The sequence below is a fragment of the Streptomyces sp. NPDC101110 genome, assembly GCF_044759525.1.
Classification (GTDB): Bacteria; Actinomycetota; Actinomycetes; order Streptomycetales; family Streptomycetaceae; genus Streptomyces.
Map to the genome: position 1 here is coordinate 293,589 of NZ_JBIVZM010000001.1, position 14,400 is coordinate 307,988.

The following is a 14,400-nucleotide window of genomic DNA, read 5'->3' on the forward strand; positions in this document are numbered from 1 at the left end:
ATTTCCGATTCCGGGCACGCTTCAGGGGTTTTTCGGGAGCATCGGACCGTAGGCTGCGGCTCATGTGTGGAATCGTGGGTTACGTGGGGCCGCAGTCCGCGCTCGAGGTCGTCATGGCCGGGCTGAAACGGCTGGAGTACCGGGGGTACGACTCGGCGGGCGTCGCCGTCCTGGCCGACGGGGGGCTGGCGACGGCCAAGAAGGCCGGCAAACTGCTCAACCTGGAGAAGGAGCTGGACGGCAGACCGCTGCCGACCGGTGTGACGGGCATCGGGCACACCCGCTGGGCGACGCACGGCGCGCCGACCGACACCAACGCCCACCCGCACATCGACAACGCGGGCCGGGTCGCCGTGGTGCACAACGGCATCATCGAGAACTTCGCCCCGCTGCGCGCCGAGCTGGCGGAGCGCGGCCACGAGCTGTCCTCCGAGACGGACACCGAGGTCGTGGCGCATCTGCTCGCCGAGGAGTTCTCCGCCTGCGCGGATCTCGCCGAGGCGATGCGGCTGGTGTGCCGGCGGCTGGAGGGCGCGTTCACGCTGGTCGCGGTGCACGCCGACGAGCCGGACGTGGTGGTCGGCGCGCGGCGGAACTCCCCGCTGGTGGTCGGTGTGGGGGAGGGCGAGGCATTCCTCGCGTCGGATGTCGCCGCGTTCATCGCCCACACCCGCTCGGCGGTCGAGCTCGGGCAGGACCAGGTGGTGGAGCTGCGCCGGGACGGCGTGCGGGTGACCGGCTTCGACGGCCGCCCCGCCGACGTGCGGTCGTACCACGTCGACTGGGACGCGTCGGCCGCCGAGAAGGGCGGCTACGACTACTTCATGCTCAAGGAGATCGCCGAGCAGCCCAAGGCGGTCGCGGACACGCTCCTCGGCCGGATCGACGGTTCCGGTTCGCTGACGCTGGACGAGGTGCGGATCCCCCCGCGGGTGCTGCGGGAGATCGACAAGGTCGTCATCGTCGCCTGCGGGACGGCCTTCCACGCCGGGCTGATCGCCAAGTACGCGATCGAGCACTGGACGCGGCTGCCCTGCGAGGTGGAGCTGGCCAGCGAGTTCCGCTACCGGGACCCGATCCTGGACGCACGAACGCTGGTCATCGCCATCTCCCAGTCGGGCGAGACCATGGACACGCTGATGGCGCTGCGGCACGCCCGTGAGCAGGGCTCCAAGGTGCTGGCGATCTGCAACACCAACGGCTCGACGATTCCGCGCGAGTCGGACGCGGTGCTGTACACGCACGCCGGGCCCGAGGTGGCCGTCGCCTCGACGAAGGCGTTCCTCACGCAGCTCGTGGCGTGCTACCTGGTCGCCCTGTACCTGGGCCAGGTGCGCGGCACCAAGTGGGGCGACGAGATCCGGGCGGTGGTCCGCGACCTGTCCTCCATCGCCGGTGCGGTGGAGGAGGTGCTGGGCACGATGGAGCCGGTGCGGGAGCTGGCCCGCACGCTGGCCTCGAAGAAGACGGTGCTCTTCCTCGGGCGGCACGTGGGGTATCCGGTGGCGCTGGAAGGTGCGCTGAAGCTGAAGGAACTCGCCTACATGCACGCGGAGGGGTTCGCGGCCGGGGAGCTGAAGCACGGTCCGATCGCGCTGATCGAGGAGGACCTGCCGGTGGTCGTGGTGGTGCCCTCGCCGCGCGGACGGTCGGTGCTGCACGACAAGATCGTGTCCAACATCCAGGAGATCCGGGCGCGGGGCGCGCGGACGATCGTGATCGCGGAGGAGGGCGACGAGGCGGTCGTGCCGTACGCGGACCACCTGATCCGGGTGCCGGCCACCCCGACGCTGCTGCAACCGCTCGTGGCCACGGTGCCGTTGCAGGTGTTCGCCTGTGAGCTGGCGACGGCCCGCGGCAACGAGGTGGACCAGCCACGCAACCTGGCGAAGTCGGTGACGGTGGAGTGAGCACGAGGGGCGAGCGGCCCTTCGCCGCCCGCCCCTGCCGCCCGCTCGGCGACTACCAGTTGATGCAGGTCTTCGGGACCCAGCCGTTCACCTTGTCGCCGCCGTAGTACCACTGGTTGCTCGTCTTGCCGCAGGCCGTGTACGAGCCGCCCTTGAAGGACTTGCCGTCGTTGCAGATGCCGCCCTTCTTGCCCTTGCCCCAGATGCCGAGGGCCGTGGCGGACGTCTTGGGCGTGCTGCGGACGTTGACCGTCTCCTTGGCCTTGACGTTGACGATCGCCTTGCTGCAGTCCTTCGGCGGGGCCGCGGCGGCGGTGCCCGCGGCGGCGACGGTGCCGGTGAGGGCCGTGGCGAAGAGAGCCAGGGCACTGGCCGCGGTTCCCAGCGACGCGAACTTCATGGTCGGTGTCCTCCCGTTTGGTGCGATGCCGTTTGCTCATCGCGGTCAGCGCGAACTCTATAGGGAGGGACGGGAGTTGAAGATCACGGGGTCGTCCGGGCGGTGCTCCGGGCGCTGTCCGGGCCGGATCCGGCGCGTCACCGTAGGGTGCTGCCCATGAGCATCATCGGGGTCGGTATCGACGTTGCCGAGATCGAACGGTTCGCGGCTTCACTGGAGCGTACGCCTGCGCTGGCCGAACGGCTTTTCCTGGAGCGGGAGTTGCTGCTGCCCGGCGGCGAGCGGCGGGGGGTCGCCTCGCTGGCCGCGCGGTTCGCGGCCAAGGAGGCTTTGGCCAAGGCGCTCGGCGCGCCGGCCGGGCTCCTCTGGACCGATGCCGAGGTGTGCGTCGAGGACAGCGGACGCCCCTGGCTGCGGGTGACCGGGACGGTGGCGGCCCGGGCCGCCGAACTCGGCGTGCGGAGCTGGCATGTGTCACTGAGTCACGACGCGGGCGTCGCCTCCGCGGTGGTCATCGCCGAGGGGTGAGGAACGCCCCGGACCCGGCCGGTGCGGGGCCCGGTTAGTACAGGCCCCAGATCAGCGTGGCGGTGCCGATGAAGCCGATCGCGCCCAGGGCTGTACCGGCCGCGGCCGGCCACATGCGGCCCGTGCCCTTGCGGGCGTAGTGGAGGCCCATCGCCCCGAACGTCACCGCGAGTGCTCCGGCCAGGACCGTCCACGGGAACAGGAAGGCCCAGGTGCCCACGGCCGAGAAGGCGCCGAGGACGAGGGCCGTCGGGCCGAGGGCGGTGGCCGGGCTGTCGGTGTCGCCGGGTGCTGTCGAGCTGGTCATGTCTCGCCGATCCCCCTTTTGAACAAGTTCAAAACGTAGCTCGATGGTACCGGCCCGGCGGGGGTGAGGGAACAGCGGGCGGCGCAGGGGGTGATCCCGTCGGTCCCGGTGCGCGAGTCGGGCTGTCCCGAAGGACCCGCTCGCGGTGTCGCGGCGGGTCGGCGAGCGCGTCGGTCAGGAGCCGGAATGCGGGGAGCCGTGCGGCAGTGCGCCGAGAACGGCCGCGAGACCGTGCGGGTCCCTGCGGGCGATGTTGTGACCGACGGGAAACTCGTGGACCTGCCACCCCGGGTCGTCGCGCAGCCTTTCGGTCAGCCTCACGAACGGGCTGTCCACCCACGCGCCACCGCTGATGAAGTCGTCGTGGGCCGGACGAAACCGGCACGGCTGTGACACGGTCCGCCGAAGGACAGGGCGCGCGAGGTGCGGGTGAGGGGAGTGGCCCGGGGGTCCTGCGGGAAACTCGACCGCATGCGTACTGCCTACAGCGTGGAGACGGTCCGGAACGCCGAACGGGAGCTGATGGCGCGGCTGCCGGAGGGGGCGCTGATGCAACGCGCCGCCGCCGGGCTCGCCGCGGCCTGCGCCGACCTGCTGGGGCGGGTGTACGGGAGCAGGGTCGTGCTGCTGGTCGGCAGTGGCGACAACGGCGGTGACGCCCTGTACGCCGGGGCCCGGCTGGCCCGCCGGGGGGCCGGGGTCACGGCGGTGCTGCTCGCGCCGGAACGGGCGCACGCCGCGGGGCTAGCGGCACTGCGGCGGGCCGGGGGCCGGGTCGCGGGTGCCGGCGAGGGTGAGGCGCTCGTCGAGGGCGCGGACCTCGTCGTCGACGGGATCGTCGGGATCGGCGGGAAAGGCGGGCTGCGGCCGGAAGCGGTGCCGCTGGCGGCCGCCGCCGAGCGGTCACGGGCCGGCGTGGTCGCCGTCGACCTGCCGAGCGGGGTCGACGCCGACACCGGGGAGGTGCACGGGGACGCCGTGCGGGCCGACCTGACCGTCACGTTCGGCACGCACAAACCGGGGCTCCTGATCGACCCCGCCCGGGAGTACGCGGGATCGGTGCGCCTGGTCGACATCGGGCTGGAGCTGCCTCCCGAGCCGGAAGTGGAGGCGTTGCAGCACGCGGACGCGGCCCGGTCGCTGCCGGTGCCGGGGGCGGAGAGCGACAAGTACCGGCGGGGCGTGGTCGGGATCGCCGCCGGGTCCGCGCGCTATCCGGGGGCAGCCGTGCTCGCCGTCGCCGGGGCGCTGCGCGGCGGTGCCGGGGCCGTGCGGTACGTCGGGCCGGCCGGGCACGCGGTCATCGCGCGGTTTCCCGAGACGCTCGTGTCGGACCGGGGACCGAAGCACGCCGGGCGGGTGCAGGCATGGGTCGTCGGACCGGGGGCCGGGGACGACGCCGTGACGGTGGCGGAGGTGCTGGCGGCGGACGTGCCGGTGCTGATCGACGCCGACGGGTTGCGGCTGGCGGACCCGGAGGTCGTACGGGGGCGGCGGGCACCGACGCTGATGACACCCCACGCGGGGGAGGCGGCGGCGCTGCTGGGTGTGGAACGGGGCGAGGTCGAGGGCGGCCGGCTGTCCGCGGTCCGGGAGCTGGCGCGGCGCTACGGCGCGACCGTGCTGCTGAAGGGCTCCACGACGCTCGTGGCCGACTCGGGAGGCGGCGCGGTACGCGTGAACCCGACCGGGACGGGGTGGCTGGCCACGGCCGGGAGCGGGGACGTGCTGTCGGGGCTGTGCGGGTCCCTGCTGGCGGCGGGGCTGTCCGCGGTGGACGCGGGGAGTGCGGGGGCGTATCTGCACGGGCTGGCCGGACGGCTGGCGGCGGACGGGGCTCCGGTGGGGGCGCACGATGTCGCCGAGGCGATCCCGGTGGCCTGGCGCAACGTCCTGGGGTGAGCCGGGGTGAGCCGGGGGGCCGGGGCCGCTGAGGCGACCTGGCCGGGCCGGGCCCGCCGGGGAAGACCTGGCCACCGGCTGGACCACTCCGATGGCGGCACCGGGACGAACGACAGACCAGGTGACACGCCCCCGCGCGGCAGACGGGCATCGGCCCCGGCCTCACGCGCGCTCTGAGGACCGTACTCCCGGTAAGCCTCCGCGCCCCGTCCGCTCGACGCCTCGTACTCCCGGTAAGCCCCTCCGCTCCCCCGTCCGCTCGACGCCCCGCCCCGAACTCGCCCCAGCGACGCACAGAGGTACGTAGGCGGCCCGGCGTCGGAGGCCTCTGAGACACTGGGCGCGATGAGCGAGAGAACAGCCCCGACCGCCCCCCTGCGGGCCCGGGCCGAGATCGACCTGGCGGCCCTGCGGGCCAATGTGCGGGCCCTGCGCGCCCATGCGCCGGGCGCGGCCGTGATGGCCGTGGTGAAGTCCGAGGCGTACGGCCACGGGGCTGTGCCGTGCGCCCGCGCGGCCGTCGCCGCGGGAGCGGCCTGGCTGGGCACGGCCACGCCGGAGGAGGCCCTCGCCCTGCGGGCCGCCGGGCTGCCGGGCCGCATCATGTGCTGGCTGTGGACGCCCGGAGGTCCGTGGCGCGAGGCGATCGACGCCGACCTCGACGTGTCCGTCAGCGGCATGTGGGCCCTGGAGGAGGTCGTCGAGGCGGCCAGGGGAGCCGACCGGCCCGCGCGGGTGCAGCTGAAGGCCGACACCGGGCTCGGACGCAACGGGTGCCAGCCCGGGGACGACTGGGCCACCCTCGTCTCCGCGGCGCTGCGCGCCGAGGCCGAGGGGCTGCTGCGCGTCACGGGACTGTGGTCGCACTTCGCCTGCGCCGACGAACCCGGGCACCCCTCCATCGCCGCCCAGCTCGACGTGTTCCGGGACATGGTCGCGTACGCCGAGGAGCGAGGCGTGCGTCCCGAGGTCCGGCACATCGCCAACTCCCCGGCCACCCTCACGCTCCCCGAGAGCCACTTCGACCTGGTCCGCACCGGCATCGCCACCTACGGCATCTCGCCCAGCCCCGAACTCGGCACCCCGGCCGACTTCGGCCTGCGTCCGGTGATGACCCTGTCCGCCTCGCTGGCCCTGGTCAAACACGTACCGGGCGGGCACGGCGTCAGCTACGGCCACCGGTACGTGACACCCGGCCCGACGACTCTCGGCCTGGTCCCGCTGGGCTACGCGGACGGCATCCCGCGGCACGCCTCCTCGGCCGGTCCGGTCCTGGTCGAGGGCAAGTGGCGCACGATCGCCGGGCGGGTCGCCATGGACCAGTTCGTGGTCGACCTGGGGGGCGACGAGCCGGCGGCGGGGGCCCGGGCAGTCCTCTTCGGGCCGGGGGACCGGGGCGAGCCCACCGCGGAGGACTGGGCGCAGGCGGCCGGAACCATCGCCTACGAAATCGTGACCCGGATCGGAACGCGCGTTCCTCGCGTCTATGTGAATGAGGAACAGGACGGGTAACTCGCACAGAGAAGCGGTCACGCGAGAAACGACAGTCACCACAGCAACATCGGCATCACTCGACCGGCGAGTCACCCGATCGGCGCCCCGGCGAAGAGGAGCGGTACGTGAGCGAGAGCAGTGCGGAGGTCGTCGCGGACGTCGCCTCCGCGGCCGTCGCGGCCTCTGCCGCGGGGGCGGCGGGAGGCTGGCGCCGGGCGACCGGCATCGCCGGCGTGGCGATAGGCGTCGTGGCCGCGGGCGCGGCCGCCGGTGTCGCCCTGGAGCGGATGACGGTCGGCCGCGGCATGCGGCAGAAGGCCCGGCTCGCCCTGGACTCGGCGGGACCCTACGGCTCGCTGCGGGGCATGCCCGGCAAGGCGTTCGCCGACGACGGCACGGAGCTCTACTACGAGGTCGACGACCTCGACGCGGAGGCCGCCCCCGCAGCCATCGGCCCGCGCCGCCGGCGGCTGTTCGGCCGCAAGTCACCCGCTCCCGTCACCGTCGTCTTCAGCCACGGCTACTGCCTCAGCCAGGACTCCTGGCACTTCCAGCGGGCGGCCCTGCGGGGCGTCGTACGGACCGTGCACTGGGACCAGCGCAGCCACGGCCGGTCCGGGCGGGGCGTGGCCCAGACGCGGGACGACGAGCCGATCACGATCGAGCAGCTCGGCCGGGACCTGAAGGCCGTCATCGACGCGGCGGCACCCGAGGGGCCGCTGGTGCTCGTCGGGCACTCCATGGGCGGCATGACGGTGATGGCGCTGGCCGACCAGTACCCGGAACTGATCCGCGAGCGGGTCGTCGGCGTCGCGTTCGTGGGCACGTCGTCCGGGCGGCTCGGCGAGGTCAACTACGGCCTGCCCGTCGCCGGGGTCAACGCGGTGCGGCGGGTGCTGCCCGGGGTGCTGAAGGCGCTGGGGCAGCGGGCGGAGCTGGTGGAGAAGGGGCGCCGGGCGACCGCGGACCTGTTCGCCGGGATCATCAAGCGGTACTCCTTCGCCTCCCGGGACGTCGATCCGGCGATCGCCCGGTTCGCCGAGCGGATGATCGAGAGCACCCCGATCGACGTGGTCGCCGAGTACTACCCGGCGTTCAACGACCACGACAAGACCGAGGCGCTCGCCCACCTCGCGGACCTGCCGGTGCTCGTGCTGGCCGGGGTGCAGGACCTGGTCACGCCGAGTGAACACAGCGAGGCCATCGCCGATCTGCTGCCGGACGCGGAGCTGGTGCTGGTGCCGGACGCGGGGCACCTGGTGATGCTGGAACACCCGGAAGTGGTCACCGACCGCCTCGCCGACCTGCTCACCCGCACGGGTGCCGTGCCCGCAGGGGCTACCGTGAAGGGCTATGGAAGCACCAGCACCGCACAGCCCGGCTGAGCCCGGCTCCGTCCAGATCGTCGTCACGTCCCCCGAGCAGATGCGGGAGCTGGGCCGCCGGCTCGCGAAACTGCTGCGCGCCGGTGACCTGGTGATGCTCAGCGGGGAGCTCGGCGCGGGCAAGACGACGCTGACCCGCGGCCTGGGCGAAGGGCTCGGCGTGCGCGGGGCCGTCACCTCGCCGACGTTCGTGATCGCCCGGGTGCACCCCGCGCTGGGCGACGGGCCGCCACTGGTCCACGTCGACGCCTACCGGCTCTCCGGCGGGCTCGACGAGATGGAGGACCTCGACCTCGACGTCTCGCTGCCCGACTCCGTGGTCGTCGTGGAGTGGGGCGAGGGCAAGGTCGAGGAGCTGACCGAGGACCGGCTCCAGGTCGTGATCCACCGCGCGGTGGGCGACACGACCGACGAGGTCCGGCAGATGACGCTCACCGGTGTGGGGGAACGCTGGGCCGAGGCGGATCTGAGCGTGCTCGCCGCCTGAAGCCCCCGGTGACTCCCGGTGTGCGGCCTTTTGATGAACGTTCCGACAAGACGTCGGCAAGATGTTGCGTCCGGCGTCCTGTGCGTGGTCACATGGTATCCAGTCAGTGGTTAGGTGTACCTAACCACGTGTGCCCCGGTCCTTCGGGAGGCGTCCATGTCGGCTACAGAGAGCAAGGGGCAGCCGCAGCGGTTCGCGGTCGCCGGGGTGTCCATGCGCGACCTGCTGGCGGCCGGTGAGGCGGCGGCGCTGCTCTCCACACCGCCGCGCGCCCCCGATCCGGAAGTCGCCGAGCGGGCCTGCGCACACCGCGAAGCCGCCTGAAGGATCCTCTGCTCCCTCGCAGAAGCCCCCTAGCGGACCACCACGACCGTGCGGCCGATCGTGGCGAACGCCCACATCGCGTCGCCGTCCGCGCGCGACTCGCGGATGCCGCCCGTGCGGACCTTCGGGTCGGGGGCCGGGCCGGCCGGCTCCTTCACGGCCGCACTGAAGCCGACGACCACGCCGTCCACAGTGGCGAAGCGCACCACGTGCTCGACCGGGACACCGTCGGACCCGGTGACCGCGTTCGAGCGGGACGTCACCGAGTAACTGCCCGGGGCCGGGTCCACCGCGCTCGGGACGACCGCGAACGTACGGCTGACCGCCTCGCCCCCCGCGACCAGCCACACCCGGTCGCGGCGCAGCGAGTACACGACCCGCGCGCCCTTCCCCGAGTCGGCGGGCAGTGCCGTGGGGCCCCTCTTGACCCGGGGCGCCTTCGACGTACCGGGCGCCGGGGCGACGCCCGCGTGCGCCGCCTTGCCCAGGCCGGCCGGGAGAGTCTCGGCGGCCTCGTGGGCGAGGTAGCCGACCGTCGCGAGGGCCGCGGCGGTGAGCCCGGCCACGATTCCCGAGCTGCTGGCTGTCACCGGCGTCCACCTCACGTCGTACGTCCCTGTCGTGACGGAAGGTGACGGTAGCAGCAGGTGACGACCCGACAGGTGCGACCGTGCCGGGCCCCGGGGAGCCGTAGGCTGTTTGCGTGCTCTTGCTCGCTCTGGATACCGCCACGCCCGCCGTCACCGTCGCCCTGCACGACGGACGCGACGTCATCGCCTCGTCGAGTCAGGTCGACGCACGGCGGCACGGGGAACTGCTGCTGCCGGCGATCGACCGGGTGTTCGCCGAGGCCGGTCTGCGGCTCGACGCCGTCACCGGGATCGTCGCCGGGATCGGCCCGGGACCGTACACCGGGCTGCGCGTCGGCCTGATGACCGCCGACACCTTCGGACTCGCCCTCGGCGTCCCCGTGCACGGCGTGTGCACCCTGGACGGCCTCGCCTACGCCGCCGACCTCCAGGGGCCGTTCGTCGTCGCCACCGACGCCCGCCGCAAGGAGGTGTACTGGGCCCGCTACGCCGACTCCCGCACCCGGGTCACCGACCCGGCCGTGGACCGGCCCGCCGACATCGCCGAGCGGGTCGAGGGGCTGCCCGCGGTCGGCGCGGGCGCGCTGCTGTACCCCGACACCTTCCCCAAGGCGCACGAGCCGGAGCACGTGTCCGCCGCCGCCCTCGCCCGGCTGGCAGCGGAGAAGCTGGCCGCCGGCGAGGAACTGCCCGCGCCCCGGCCGCTGTACCTGCGCCGCCCCGACGCCCAGGTCCCCAAGAACTACAAGGTGGTCACCCCCAAGTGACCGAACCCGTGACGTGCGCGCTGCGCGAGATGCGCTGGTGGGACATCGACCCCGTACTGGAGCTGGAACGGGAGCTGTTCCCCGAGGACGCCTGGTCCCGGGGCATGTTCTGGTCCGAGCTCGCCCATGCGCGCGGGCCCGACGCCAACCGGCGGTACGTGGTCGCCGAGGCCGGCTCCCGGATCGTCGGGTACGCGGGTCTGGTCGCCACCGGCGAGCAGGCCGACGTGCAGACCATCGCGGTCTCCCGCGACCTGTGGGGCACCGGCCTCGGCGGACGGCTGCTGACCGAACTGCTGCGGGCGGCCACCACCTTCGAGTGCGCCGAGGTGATGCTGGAGTGCCGGGTCGACAACGTCCGCGCACAGAAGCTGTACGAGCGCTTCGGCTTTGAACCCATCGGTTTCCGGCGCGGCTACTACCAGCCCGGAAACGTGGACGCCCTGGTGATGCGCCTGACCGCCCCCGAGAACTCCGTGCAAGGAACCGAGATCAATGGCTGACGAACCCCTCGTACTGGGAATCGAGACCTCCTGCGACGAGACCGGCGTCGGCATCGTCCGGGGCACCACCCTGCTGGCCGACGCCGTCGCCTCCAGCGTCGACGAGCACGCCCGCTTCGGCGGTGTCGTCCCGGAGGTCGCGAGCCGCGCCCACCTGGAGGCGATGGTCCCCACCATCGACCGTGCCCTGAAGGAGGCGGGCGTCACCGCCCGTGACCTCGACGGCATCGCCGTCACCGCCGGTCCCGGCCTCGCCGGTGCCCTGCTGGTCGGCGTCTCCGCGGCGAAGGCCTACGCGTACGCGCTCGGCAAGCCGCTCTACGGCGTCAACCACCTCGCCTCGCACATCTGCGTGGACCAGCTGGAGCACGGCGCGCTGCCCGAGCCGACCATGGCCCTGCTGGTCTCCGGCGGGCACTCCTCGCTGCTGCTCTCCTCGGACATCACCTCCGACGTCCGCCCGATGGGCGCCACCATCGACGACGCGGCCGGCGAGGCCTTCGACAAGATCGCCCGGGTGCTGAACCTCGGCTTCCCGGGCGGCCCGGTCATCGACCGGTACGCGAAGGAGGGCGACCCGGCCGCGATCGCCTTCCCCCGGGGTCTGACCGGCCCGCGCGACCCGGCCTACGACTTCTCCTTCTCGGGGCTGAAGACCGCCGTGGCGCGCTGGATCGAGGCCAAGCGGGCGGCGGGGGAGGAGGTGCCGGTGCGGGACGTGGCGGCGTCCTTCCAGGAGGCGGTCGTGGACGTGCTGACCCGAAAGGCCGTCCGGGCCTGCAAGGACGAGGGCGTCGACCACCTGATGATCGGCGGTGGCGTGGCCGCCAACTCCCGGCTGCGCGTCCTCGCCCAGGAGCGCTGTGAGGCCGCGGGCATCCGGCTGCGCGTGCCGCGGCCGAAGCTGTGCACGGACAACGGCGCGATGGTCGCCGCCCTGGGCGCCGAGATGGTCGCCCGGAACCGGGCGGCGTCCGCCTGGGACCTGTCGGCGGACTCGTCCCTGCCGGTGACCGAGCCGCACGTGCCCGGGCACGACCACGACCATGTGCACGAGGTCAGCAAGGAGAACCTCTACTCGTGACGGTCGCGTTGATGTGGGAGGCCCGGGCGGCCGAGGGCCGGGGCGAGGAACTGCTGGCCTGGGCACGCGCACAGGACCTCCCCCGCGCACCCCTGCGCCGGGAAACCTTCCGGGCGCCCCAGGACCGTGTCCTCGTCCTCACCTGGTGGGACGCCTCCTACGACGCCGAACTCCCCGAACTGCCCGAGCCCGCCCCGGAGTTGATCACGCGGGCGGTGCACCGCTGGCGGTTCGAGTCGGTGGGGCTCGGCTGACCGGCCCGGTCAGCCGGCCTCCCGGGACACCTCCGTCTCGCACCGCAGCAGCCGGTCGTGCCCCAGCACCCGCAGGGGACCGGTGAGGTTCAGGCGGGTCGTGTGGCGCACGTCCGTGCTGGACGTCGCCAGGCGTAGTTCCAGGGTGCCCGGTTCGACGACTCTGCGGCCCGAGCGGTCGGTGAAGGCCGAGAGGTCCGGGTGGAAGCGGAACGTGACCCGGGCCGCCTCGCCCGGGGCCAGCTCCAGCCGCCGGTAGCCGATCAGACGGACGTCGGGCCGGGTCACCGAGGCCACCGGGTCGTGCAGGTACAGCTGCACGACCTCGGCGCCCGCGCGGCCGCCGGTGTTGCGGACGGTCACCGACACGTCGTGGGAGCCGTCCGTGCCGATCTCGACCGGTTCGGCCGGGGCGTCGTCCTCCCAGGTGAACGCCGTGTACGAGCCGCCGTGGCCGAAGGCGTACAGCGGGGTCGGGTCGAGGTTGCTGACCTCGCCCGCCAGGCCAAGGGGTGGCTGGAGGTAGGTCCAGGGCTGCCCGCCGGGAACCCTTGGGACGCTGACGGGCAGCCGGCCCGAGGGGTTCACGCGGCCCGAGAGGACGCCCGCCACCGCCGGGCCGCCCTCCTCGCCCGGGAAGAACGCCTGGACGACCGCGCCGAGGCGGCCGTGCCAGCGGCCCAGCGCGTAGGGGCGGCCGGTCAGCAGCACCAGCACCACGGGGACGCCGGTGGCGACCAGAGCGTCCAGCAGCTCCCCCTGGACGCCCGGCAGGCCGAGGTCCGTCGCGTCGCAGCCCTCGCCCGAGGTGCCGCGGCCGAACAGACCCGCCCGGTCGCCGAGCACCGCCACGCACACGTCCGCCTCGGCGGTGCGGGCGATCGCCTCCTCGAATCCCCCGGTGCCCGGGTCCGTCACGTCACAGCCCTGCGCGAACGTCACCTTGGCGTCGGGGAGTTCGGTGCGCAGGGCGTCCAGCACGGTCGGGATCTCGATGCCGGCCGGCACCCCGGGGTGCTGGGTGAGGACGTGGGAGGGGAACGAGTAACAGCCCAGCATGGCCAGGGCGTCGGCCGCCCTGGGCCCGACCACCGCGATGCGGGTGTCGGGGGGCAGCGGGAGCAGGCCGTCGGGGTTGTCGAGCAGGACCACCGACTGCTCGGCCATGCGGCGCGCGAGCATGCGGTTGCCCGTGGAATCGAGGTCGATCCCGGCGGGCGGCTCCGGGGCCCAGTCCTCGTCCAGCAGGCCCAGCTCGCACTTCTGGATCAGCACGCGGCGGGCCGCGCGGTCCACCAGCTCCTCGGGGATCCCGCCCGCGCGGACCGCCTCCAGGAGCGGCCGGCCGTAGCACTTGACGGTGGGCAGTTCGACGTCGATGCCGGCGGTGAGGGCCGCGTGAGCCGCCTCGGCGGGGGTGGCGGCGACCCGGTGGAGGCTCTGGAGGAAGCCGACGCCGAAGTAGTCGGCGACGACCGTGCCGGTGAAGCCCCACTCCTCGCGCAGGAGATGAGTCAGCAGCCCGGGGTCCGCGGAGGCCGGGACGCCGTCCGTCTCGGTGTAGGCGGCCATCACCGAACGGGCGCCGCCCTCGCGCAGGGCCATCTCGAAGGGCGGCAGGGTGACGTCGGCGAACTCGCGGACACCGGCCCGCACCGGCGCGAGATTGCGGGCGCCGGCCGAGGAGGCGTACCCGGCGAAGTGCTTGAGCGTGGCGACGATCCCCGCCGACTCCAGGCCCCGCACGTACGCGGTGCCGAGCGTGCCGACCAGGTACGGGTCCTCGCCGATCGTCTCCTCCACACGGCCCCAGCGCGGATCGCGTACGACGTCCAGCACGGGCGCGAGGCCCTGGTGGACACCGGCCGAGCGCAGGTCGTCGCCGATGCGGCGGGCCATCTCCTCGACCAGCGGCGGATCCCAGGTGGCGCCCCAGGCCAGCGGGACCGGGTAGGCCGTGGCCTGCCAGGCGGTGAAGCCGGCCAGGCACTCCTCGTGCGCGATGGCCGGGATGCCGAACCGTCCGGCCCCGGCGATCCGGCGCTGGGCGCTCGCCAGGGCCTGCGCGCCGAGCGCCGGGGCCACCGGGGCGGTGCCGAAGGAGCGCGTGAGCTGACCCAGGCCGTGGGTGATCAGCTCGGCCCACTCCTCGTCGGAGGACTCGGCGGTCATGTCGTGCTGATGCGGGGCGACCCCGTCGCCGTCCGTCGCGGCGCCCACCCACACTCCGTACAGCTGGGCGGTCTTCTCCTCCAGGGTCATCCGGGAGAGCAGGTCGTCGACGCGGGCGGCGGCGGGCAACGCGGGGTCACGCCAGGGCGCGGTGGTCATGAAGCTCCTGTCGGGTGGACGGACGGCCCTCTCACGAACGAATCGGCGAATGTTTCGTTATGAACTTCGAATGTTCCGGGAACCTATGGCGGTGCGAGGACTTCGTCAAGGGGGCCCGCAGGGTTACGATCGCC

Annotated in this window: 16 protein-coding genes; 11 read left to right on the forward strand and 5 right to left on the reverse strand. The window is 73.4% G+C overall.

What is annotated here, in order from left to right; genetic code table 11:
• Nucleotides 1-62 precede the first annotated feature (62 nt).
• Nucleotides 63-1,910 (forward strand): glutamine--fructose-6-phosphate transaminase (isomerizing), encoded by a 1,848-nt coding sequence (gene glmS, locus ACIQU3_RS01460; RefSeq protein WP_403724376.1) that lies wholly within the window; start codon nucleotides 63-65, stop codon nucleotides 1,908-1,910.
• A gap of 52 nt (nucleotides 1,911-1,962) precedes the next feature.
• Here the strand turns inward: glmS and ACIQU3_RS01465 are convergent, their stop codons facing one another.
• Nucleotides 1,963-2,310, reverse strand: coding sequence for a hypothetical protein (locus tag ACIQU3_RS01465; protein ID WP_403724379.1), 348 nt, complete (start codon nucleotides 2,308-2,310; stop codon nucleotides 1,963-1,965).
• A gap of 156 nt (nucleotides 2,311-2,466) precedes the next feature.
• Between ACIQU3_RS01465 and ACIQU3_RS01470 the strand changes: the two genes are divergently transcribed.
• Nucleotides 2,467-2,838 carry a holo-ACP synthase gene (locus ACIQU3_RS01470; RefSeq protein WP_403724383.1) on the forward strand — a complete coding sequence of 124 codons (372 nt, stop codon included), beginning with the start codon at nucleotides 2,467-2,469 and terminating at the stop codon, nucleotides 2,836-2,838.
• Between the two features lie 34 nt (nucleotides 2,839-2,872).
• Here ACIQU3_RS01470 and ACIQU3_RS01475 read toward each other — a convergent pair whose 3' ends face one another.
• Nucleotides 2,873-3,145, reverse strand: a complete 273-nt coding sequence (locus ACIQU3_RS01475; protein WP_403724386.1) for a hypothetical protein — start codon at nucleotides 3,143-3,145, stop codon at nucleotides 2,873-2,875.
• A gap of 174 nt (nucleotides 3,146-3,319) precedes the next feature.
• Nucleotides 3,320-3,466, reverse strand: coding sequence for a hypothetical protein (locus ACIQU3_RS01480; RefSeq protein ID WP_403724389.1), 147 nt, complete (start codon nucleotides 3,464-3,466; stop codon nucleotides 3,320-3,322).
• Between the two features lie 150 nt (nucleotides 3,467-3,616).
• On the opposite strand from ACIQU3_RS01480, the gene ACIQU3_RS01485 reads away from it, so the two are divergent.
• The 5 genes from ACIQU3_RS01485 to ACIQU3_RS01505 all read left to right on the forward strand — a co-directional run bounded on the left by ACIQU3_RS01485 (nucleotide 3,617) and on the right by ACIQU3_RS01505 (nucleotide 8,737).
• Nucleotides 3,617-5,047 carry an NAD(P)H-hydrate dehydratase gene (locus ACIQU3_RS01485; RefSeq protein WP_403724393.1) on the forward strand — a complete coding sequence of 477 codons (1,431 nt, stop codon included), beginning with the start codon at nucleotides 3,617-3,619 and terminating at the stop codon, nucleotides 5,045-5,047.
• Nucleotides 5,048-5,392: 345 nt separating this feature from the next.
• Nucleotides 5,393-6,559, forward strand: a complete 1,167-nt coding sequence (gene alr / locus ACIQU3_RS01490) for an alanine racemase (RefSeq protein ID WP_403724396.1) — start codon at nucleotides 5,393-5,395, stop codon at nucleotides 6,557-6,559.
• Nucleotides 6,560-6,666: 107 nt separating this feature from the next.
• A complete protein-coding gene (locus ACIQU3_RS01495; RefSeq protein ID WP_403724399.1) occupies nucleotides 6,667-7,926 on the forward strand; it encodes an alpha/beta fold hydrolase in 1,260 nt (419 codons plus the stop codon).
• Nucleotides 7,895-8,413, forward strand: coding sequence for a tRNA (adenosine(37)-N6)-threonylcarbamoyltransferase complex ATPase subunit type 1 TsaE (gene tsaE, locus ACIQU3_RS01500; protein WP_234850811.1), 519 nt, complete (start codon nucleotides 7,895-7,897; stop codon nucleotides 8,411-8,413). Before ACIQU3_RS01495 ends, tsaE begins: the two co-directional genes overlap by 32 nt.
• A gap of 156 nt (nucleotides 8,414-8,569) precedes the next feature.
• Nucleotides 8,570-8,737 (forward strand): hypothetical protein, encoded by a 168-nt coding sequence (locus ACIQU3_RS01505; protein WP_403724403.1) that lies wholly within the window; start codon nucleotides 8,570-8,572, stop codon nucleotides 8,735-8,737.
• 29 nt (nucleotides 8,738-8,766) lie between these two features.
• On the opposite strand, the gene ACIQU3_RS01510 is transcribed toward ACIQU3_RS01505, so the two are convergent.
• Complete coding sequence (locus ACIQU3_RS01510; RefSeq protein ID WP_403724406.1) at nucleotides 8,767-9,327, reverse strand: hypothetical protein; 561 nt, start codon at nucleotides 9,325-9,327, stop codon at nucleotides 8,767-8,769.
• 113 nt (nucleotides 9,328-9,440) lie between these two features.
• Between ACIQU3_RS01510 and tsaB the strand changes: the two genes are divergently transcribed.
• Genes tsaB through ACIQU3_RS01530 form a run of 4 tightly spaced genes read left to right on the forward strand, consistent with a single transcriptional unit; the run spans nucleotide 9,441 to nucleotide 11,935 of the window.
• Nucleotides 9,441-10,094 carry a tRNA (adenosine(37)-N6)-threonylcarbamoyltransferase complex dimerization subunit type 1 TsaB gene (gene tsaB, locus ACIQU3_RS01515; RefSeq protein WP_403724409.1) on the forward strand — a complete coding sequence of 218 codons (654 nt, stop codon included), beginning with the start codon at nucleotides 9,441-9,443 and terminating at the stop codon, nucleotides 10,092-10,094.
• Nucleotides 10,091-10,597 (forward strand): ribosomal protein S18-alanine N-acetyltransferase, encoded by a 507-nt coding sequence (gene rimI / locus ACIQU3_RS01520; protein WP_403724412.1) that lies wholly within the window; start codon nucleotides 10,091-10,093, stop codon nucleotides 10,595-10,597. Before tsaB ends, rimI begins: the two co-directional genes overlap by 4 nt.
• Nucleotides 10,590-11,681, forward strand: a complete 1,092-nt coding sequence (gene tsaD, locus ACIQU3_RS01525; protein WP_403724416.1) for a tRNA (adenosine(37)-N6)-threonylcarbamoyltransferase complex transferase subunit TsaD — start codon at nucleotides 10,590-10,592, stop codon at nucleotides 11,679-11,681. The genes rimI and tsaD overlap by 8 nt, the downstream gene beginning before the upstream one ends.
• Nucleotides 11,678-11,935 carry a hypothetical protein gene (locus ACIQU3_RS01530; protein WP_403724419.1) on the forward strand — a complete coding sequence of 86 codons (258 nt, stop codon included), beginning with the start codon at nucleotides 11,678-11,680 and terminating at the stop codon, nucleotides 11,933-11,935. The genes tsaD and ACIQU3_RS01530 overlap by 4 nt, the downstream gene beginning before the upstream one ends.
• Before the next feature lie 9 nt (nucleotides 11,936-11,944).
• Here ACIQU3_RS01530 and ACIQU3_RS01535 read toward each other — a convergent pair whose 3' ends face one another.
• On the reverse strand, nucleotides 11,945-14,266 hold the full coding sequence (locus ACIQU3_RS01535; protein WP_403724422.1) for a glycoside hydrolase family 3 N-terminal domain-containing protein: 2,322 nt from the start codon (nucleotides 14,264-14,266) through the stop codon (nucleotides 11,945-11,947).
• Between the last annotated feature and the right edge of the window lie 134 nt (nucleotides 14,267-14,400).

Excerpts from the sequence above, each read along its gene's own strand:
- glmS (WP_403724376.1), top strand. The coding sequence starts at position 63 with ATGTGTGGAATCGTGGGTTACGTGGGGCCGCAGTCCGCGCTCGAGGTC.
- ACIQU3_RS01465 (WP_403724379.1), bottom strand. The coding sequence starts at position 2,310 with ATGAAGTTCGCGTCGCTGGGAACCGCGGCCAGTGCCCTGGCTCTCTTC.
- ACIQU3_RS01470 (WP_403724383.1), top strand. The coding sequence starts at position 2,467 with ATGAGCATCATCGGGGTCGGTATCGACGTTGCCGAGATCGAACGGTTC.
- ACIQU3_RS01475 (WP_403724386.1), bottom strand. The coding sequence starts at position 3,145 with ATGACCAGCTCGACAGCACCCGGCGACACCGACAGCCCGGCCACCGCC.
- ACIQU3_RS01485 (WP_403724393.1), top strand. The coding sequence starts at position 3,617 with ATGCGTACTGCCTACAGCGTGGAGACGGTCCGGAACGCCGAACGGGAG.
- alr (WP_403724396.1), top strand. The coding sequence starts at position 5,393 with ATGAGCGAGAGAACAGCCCCGACCGCCCCCCTGCGGGCCCGGGCCGAG.
- tsaE (WP_234850811.1), top strand. The coding sequence starts at position 7,895 with ATGGAAGCACCAGCACCGCACAGCCCGGCTGAGCCCGGCTCCGTCCAG.
- ACIQU3_RS01505 (WP_403724403.1), top strand. The coding sequence starts at position 8,570 with ATGTCGGCTACAGAGAGCAAGGGGCAGCCGCAGCGGTTCGCGGTCGCC.
- tsaD (WP_403724416.1), top strand. The coding sequence starts at position 10,590 with ATGGCTGACGAACCCCTCGTACTGGGAATCGAGACCTCCTGCGACGAG.
- ACIQU3_RS01535 (WP_403724422.1), bottom strand. The coding sequence starts at position 14,266 with ATGACCACCGCGCCCTGGCGTGACCCCGCGTTGCCCGCCGCCGCCCGC.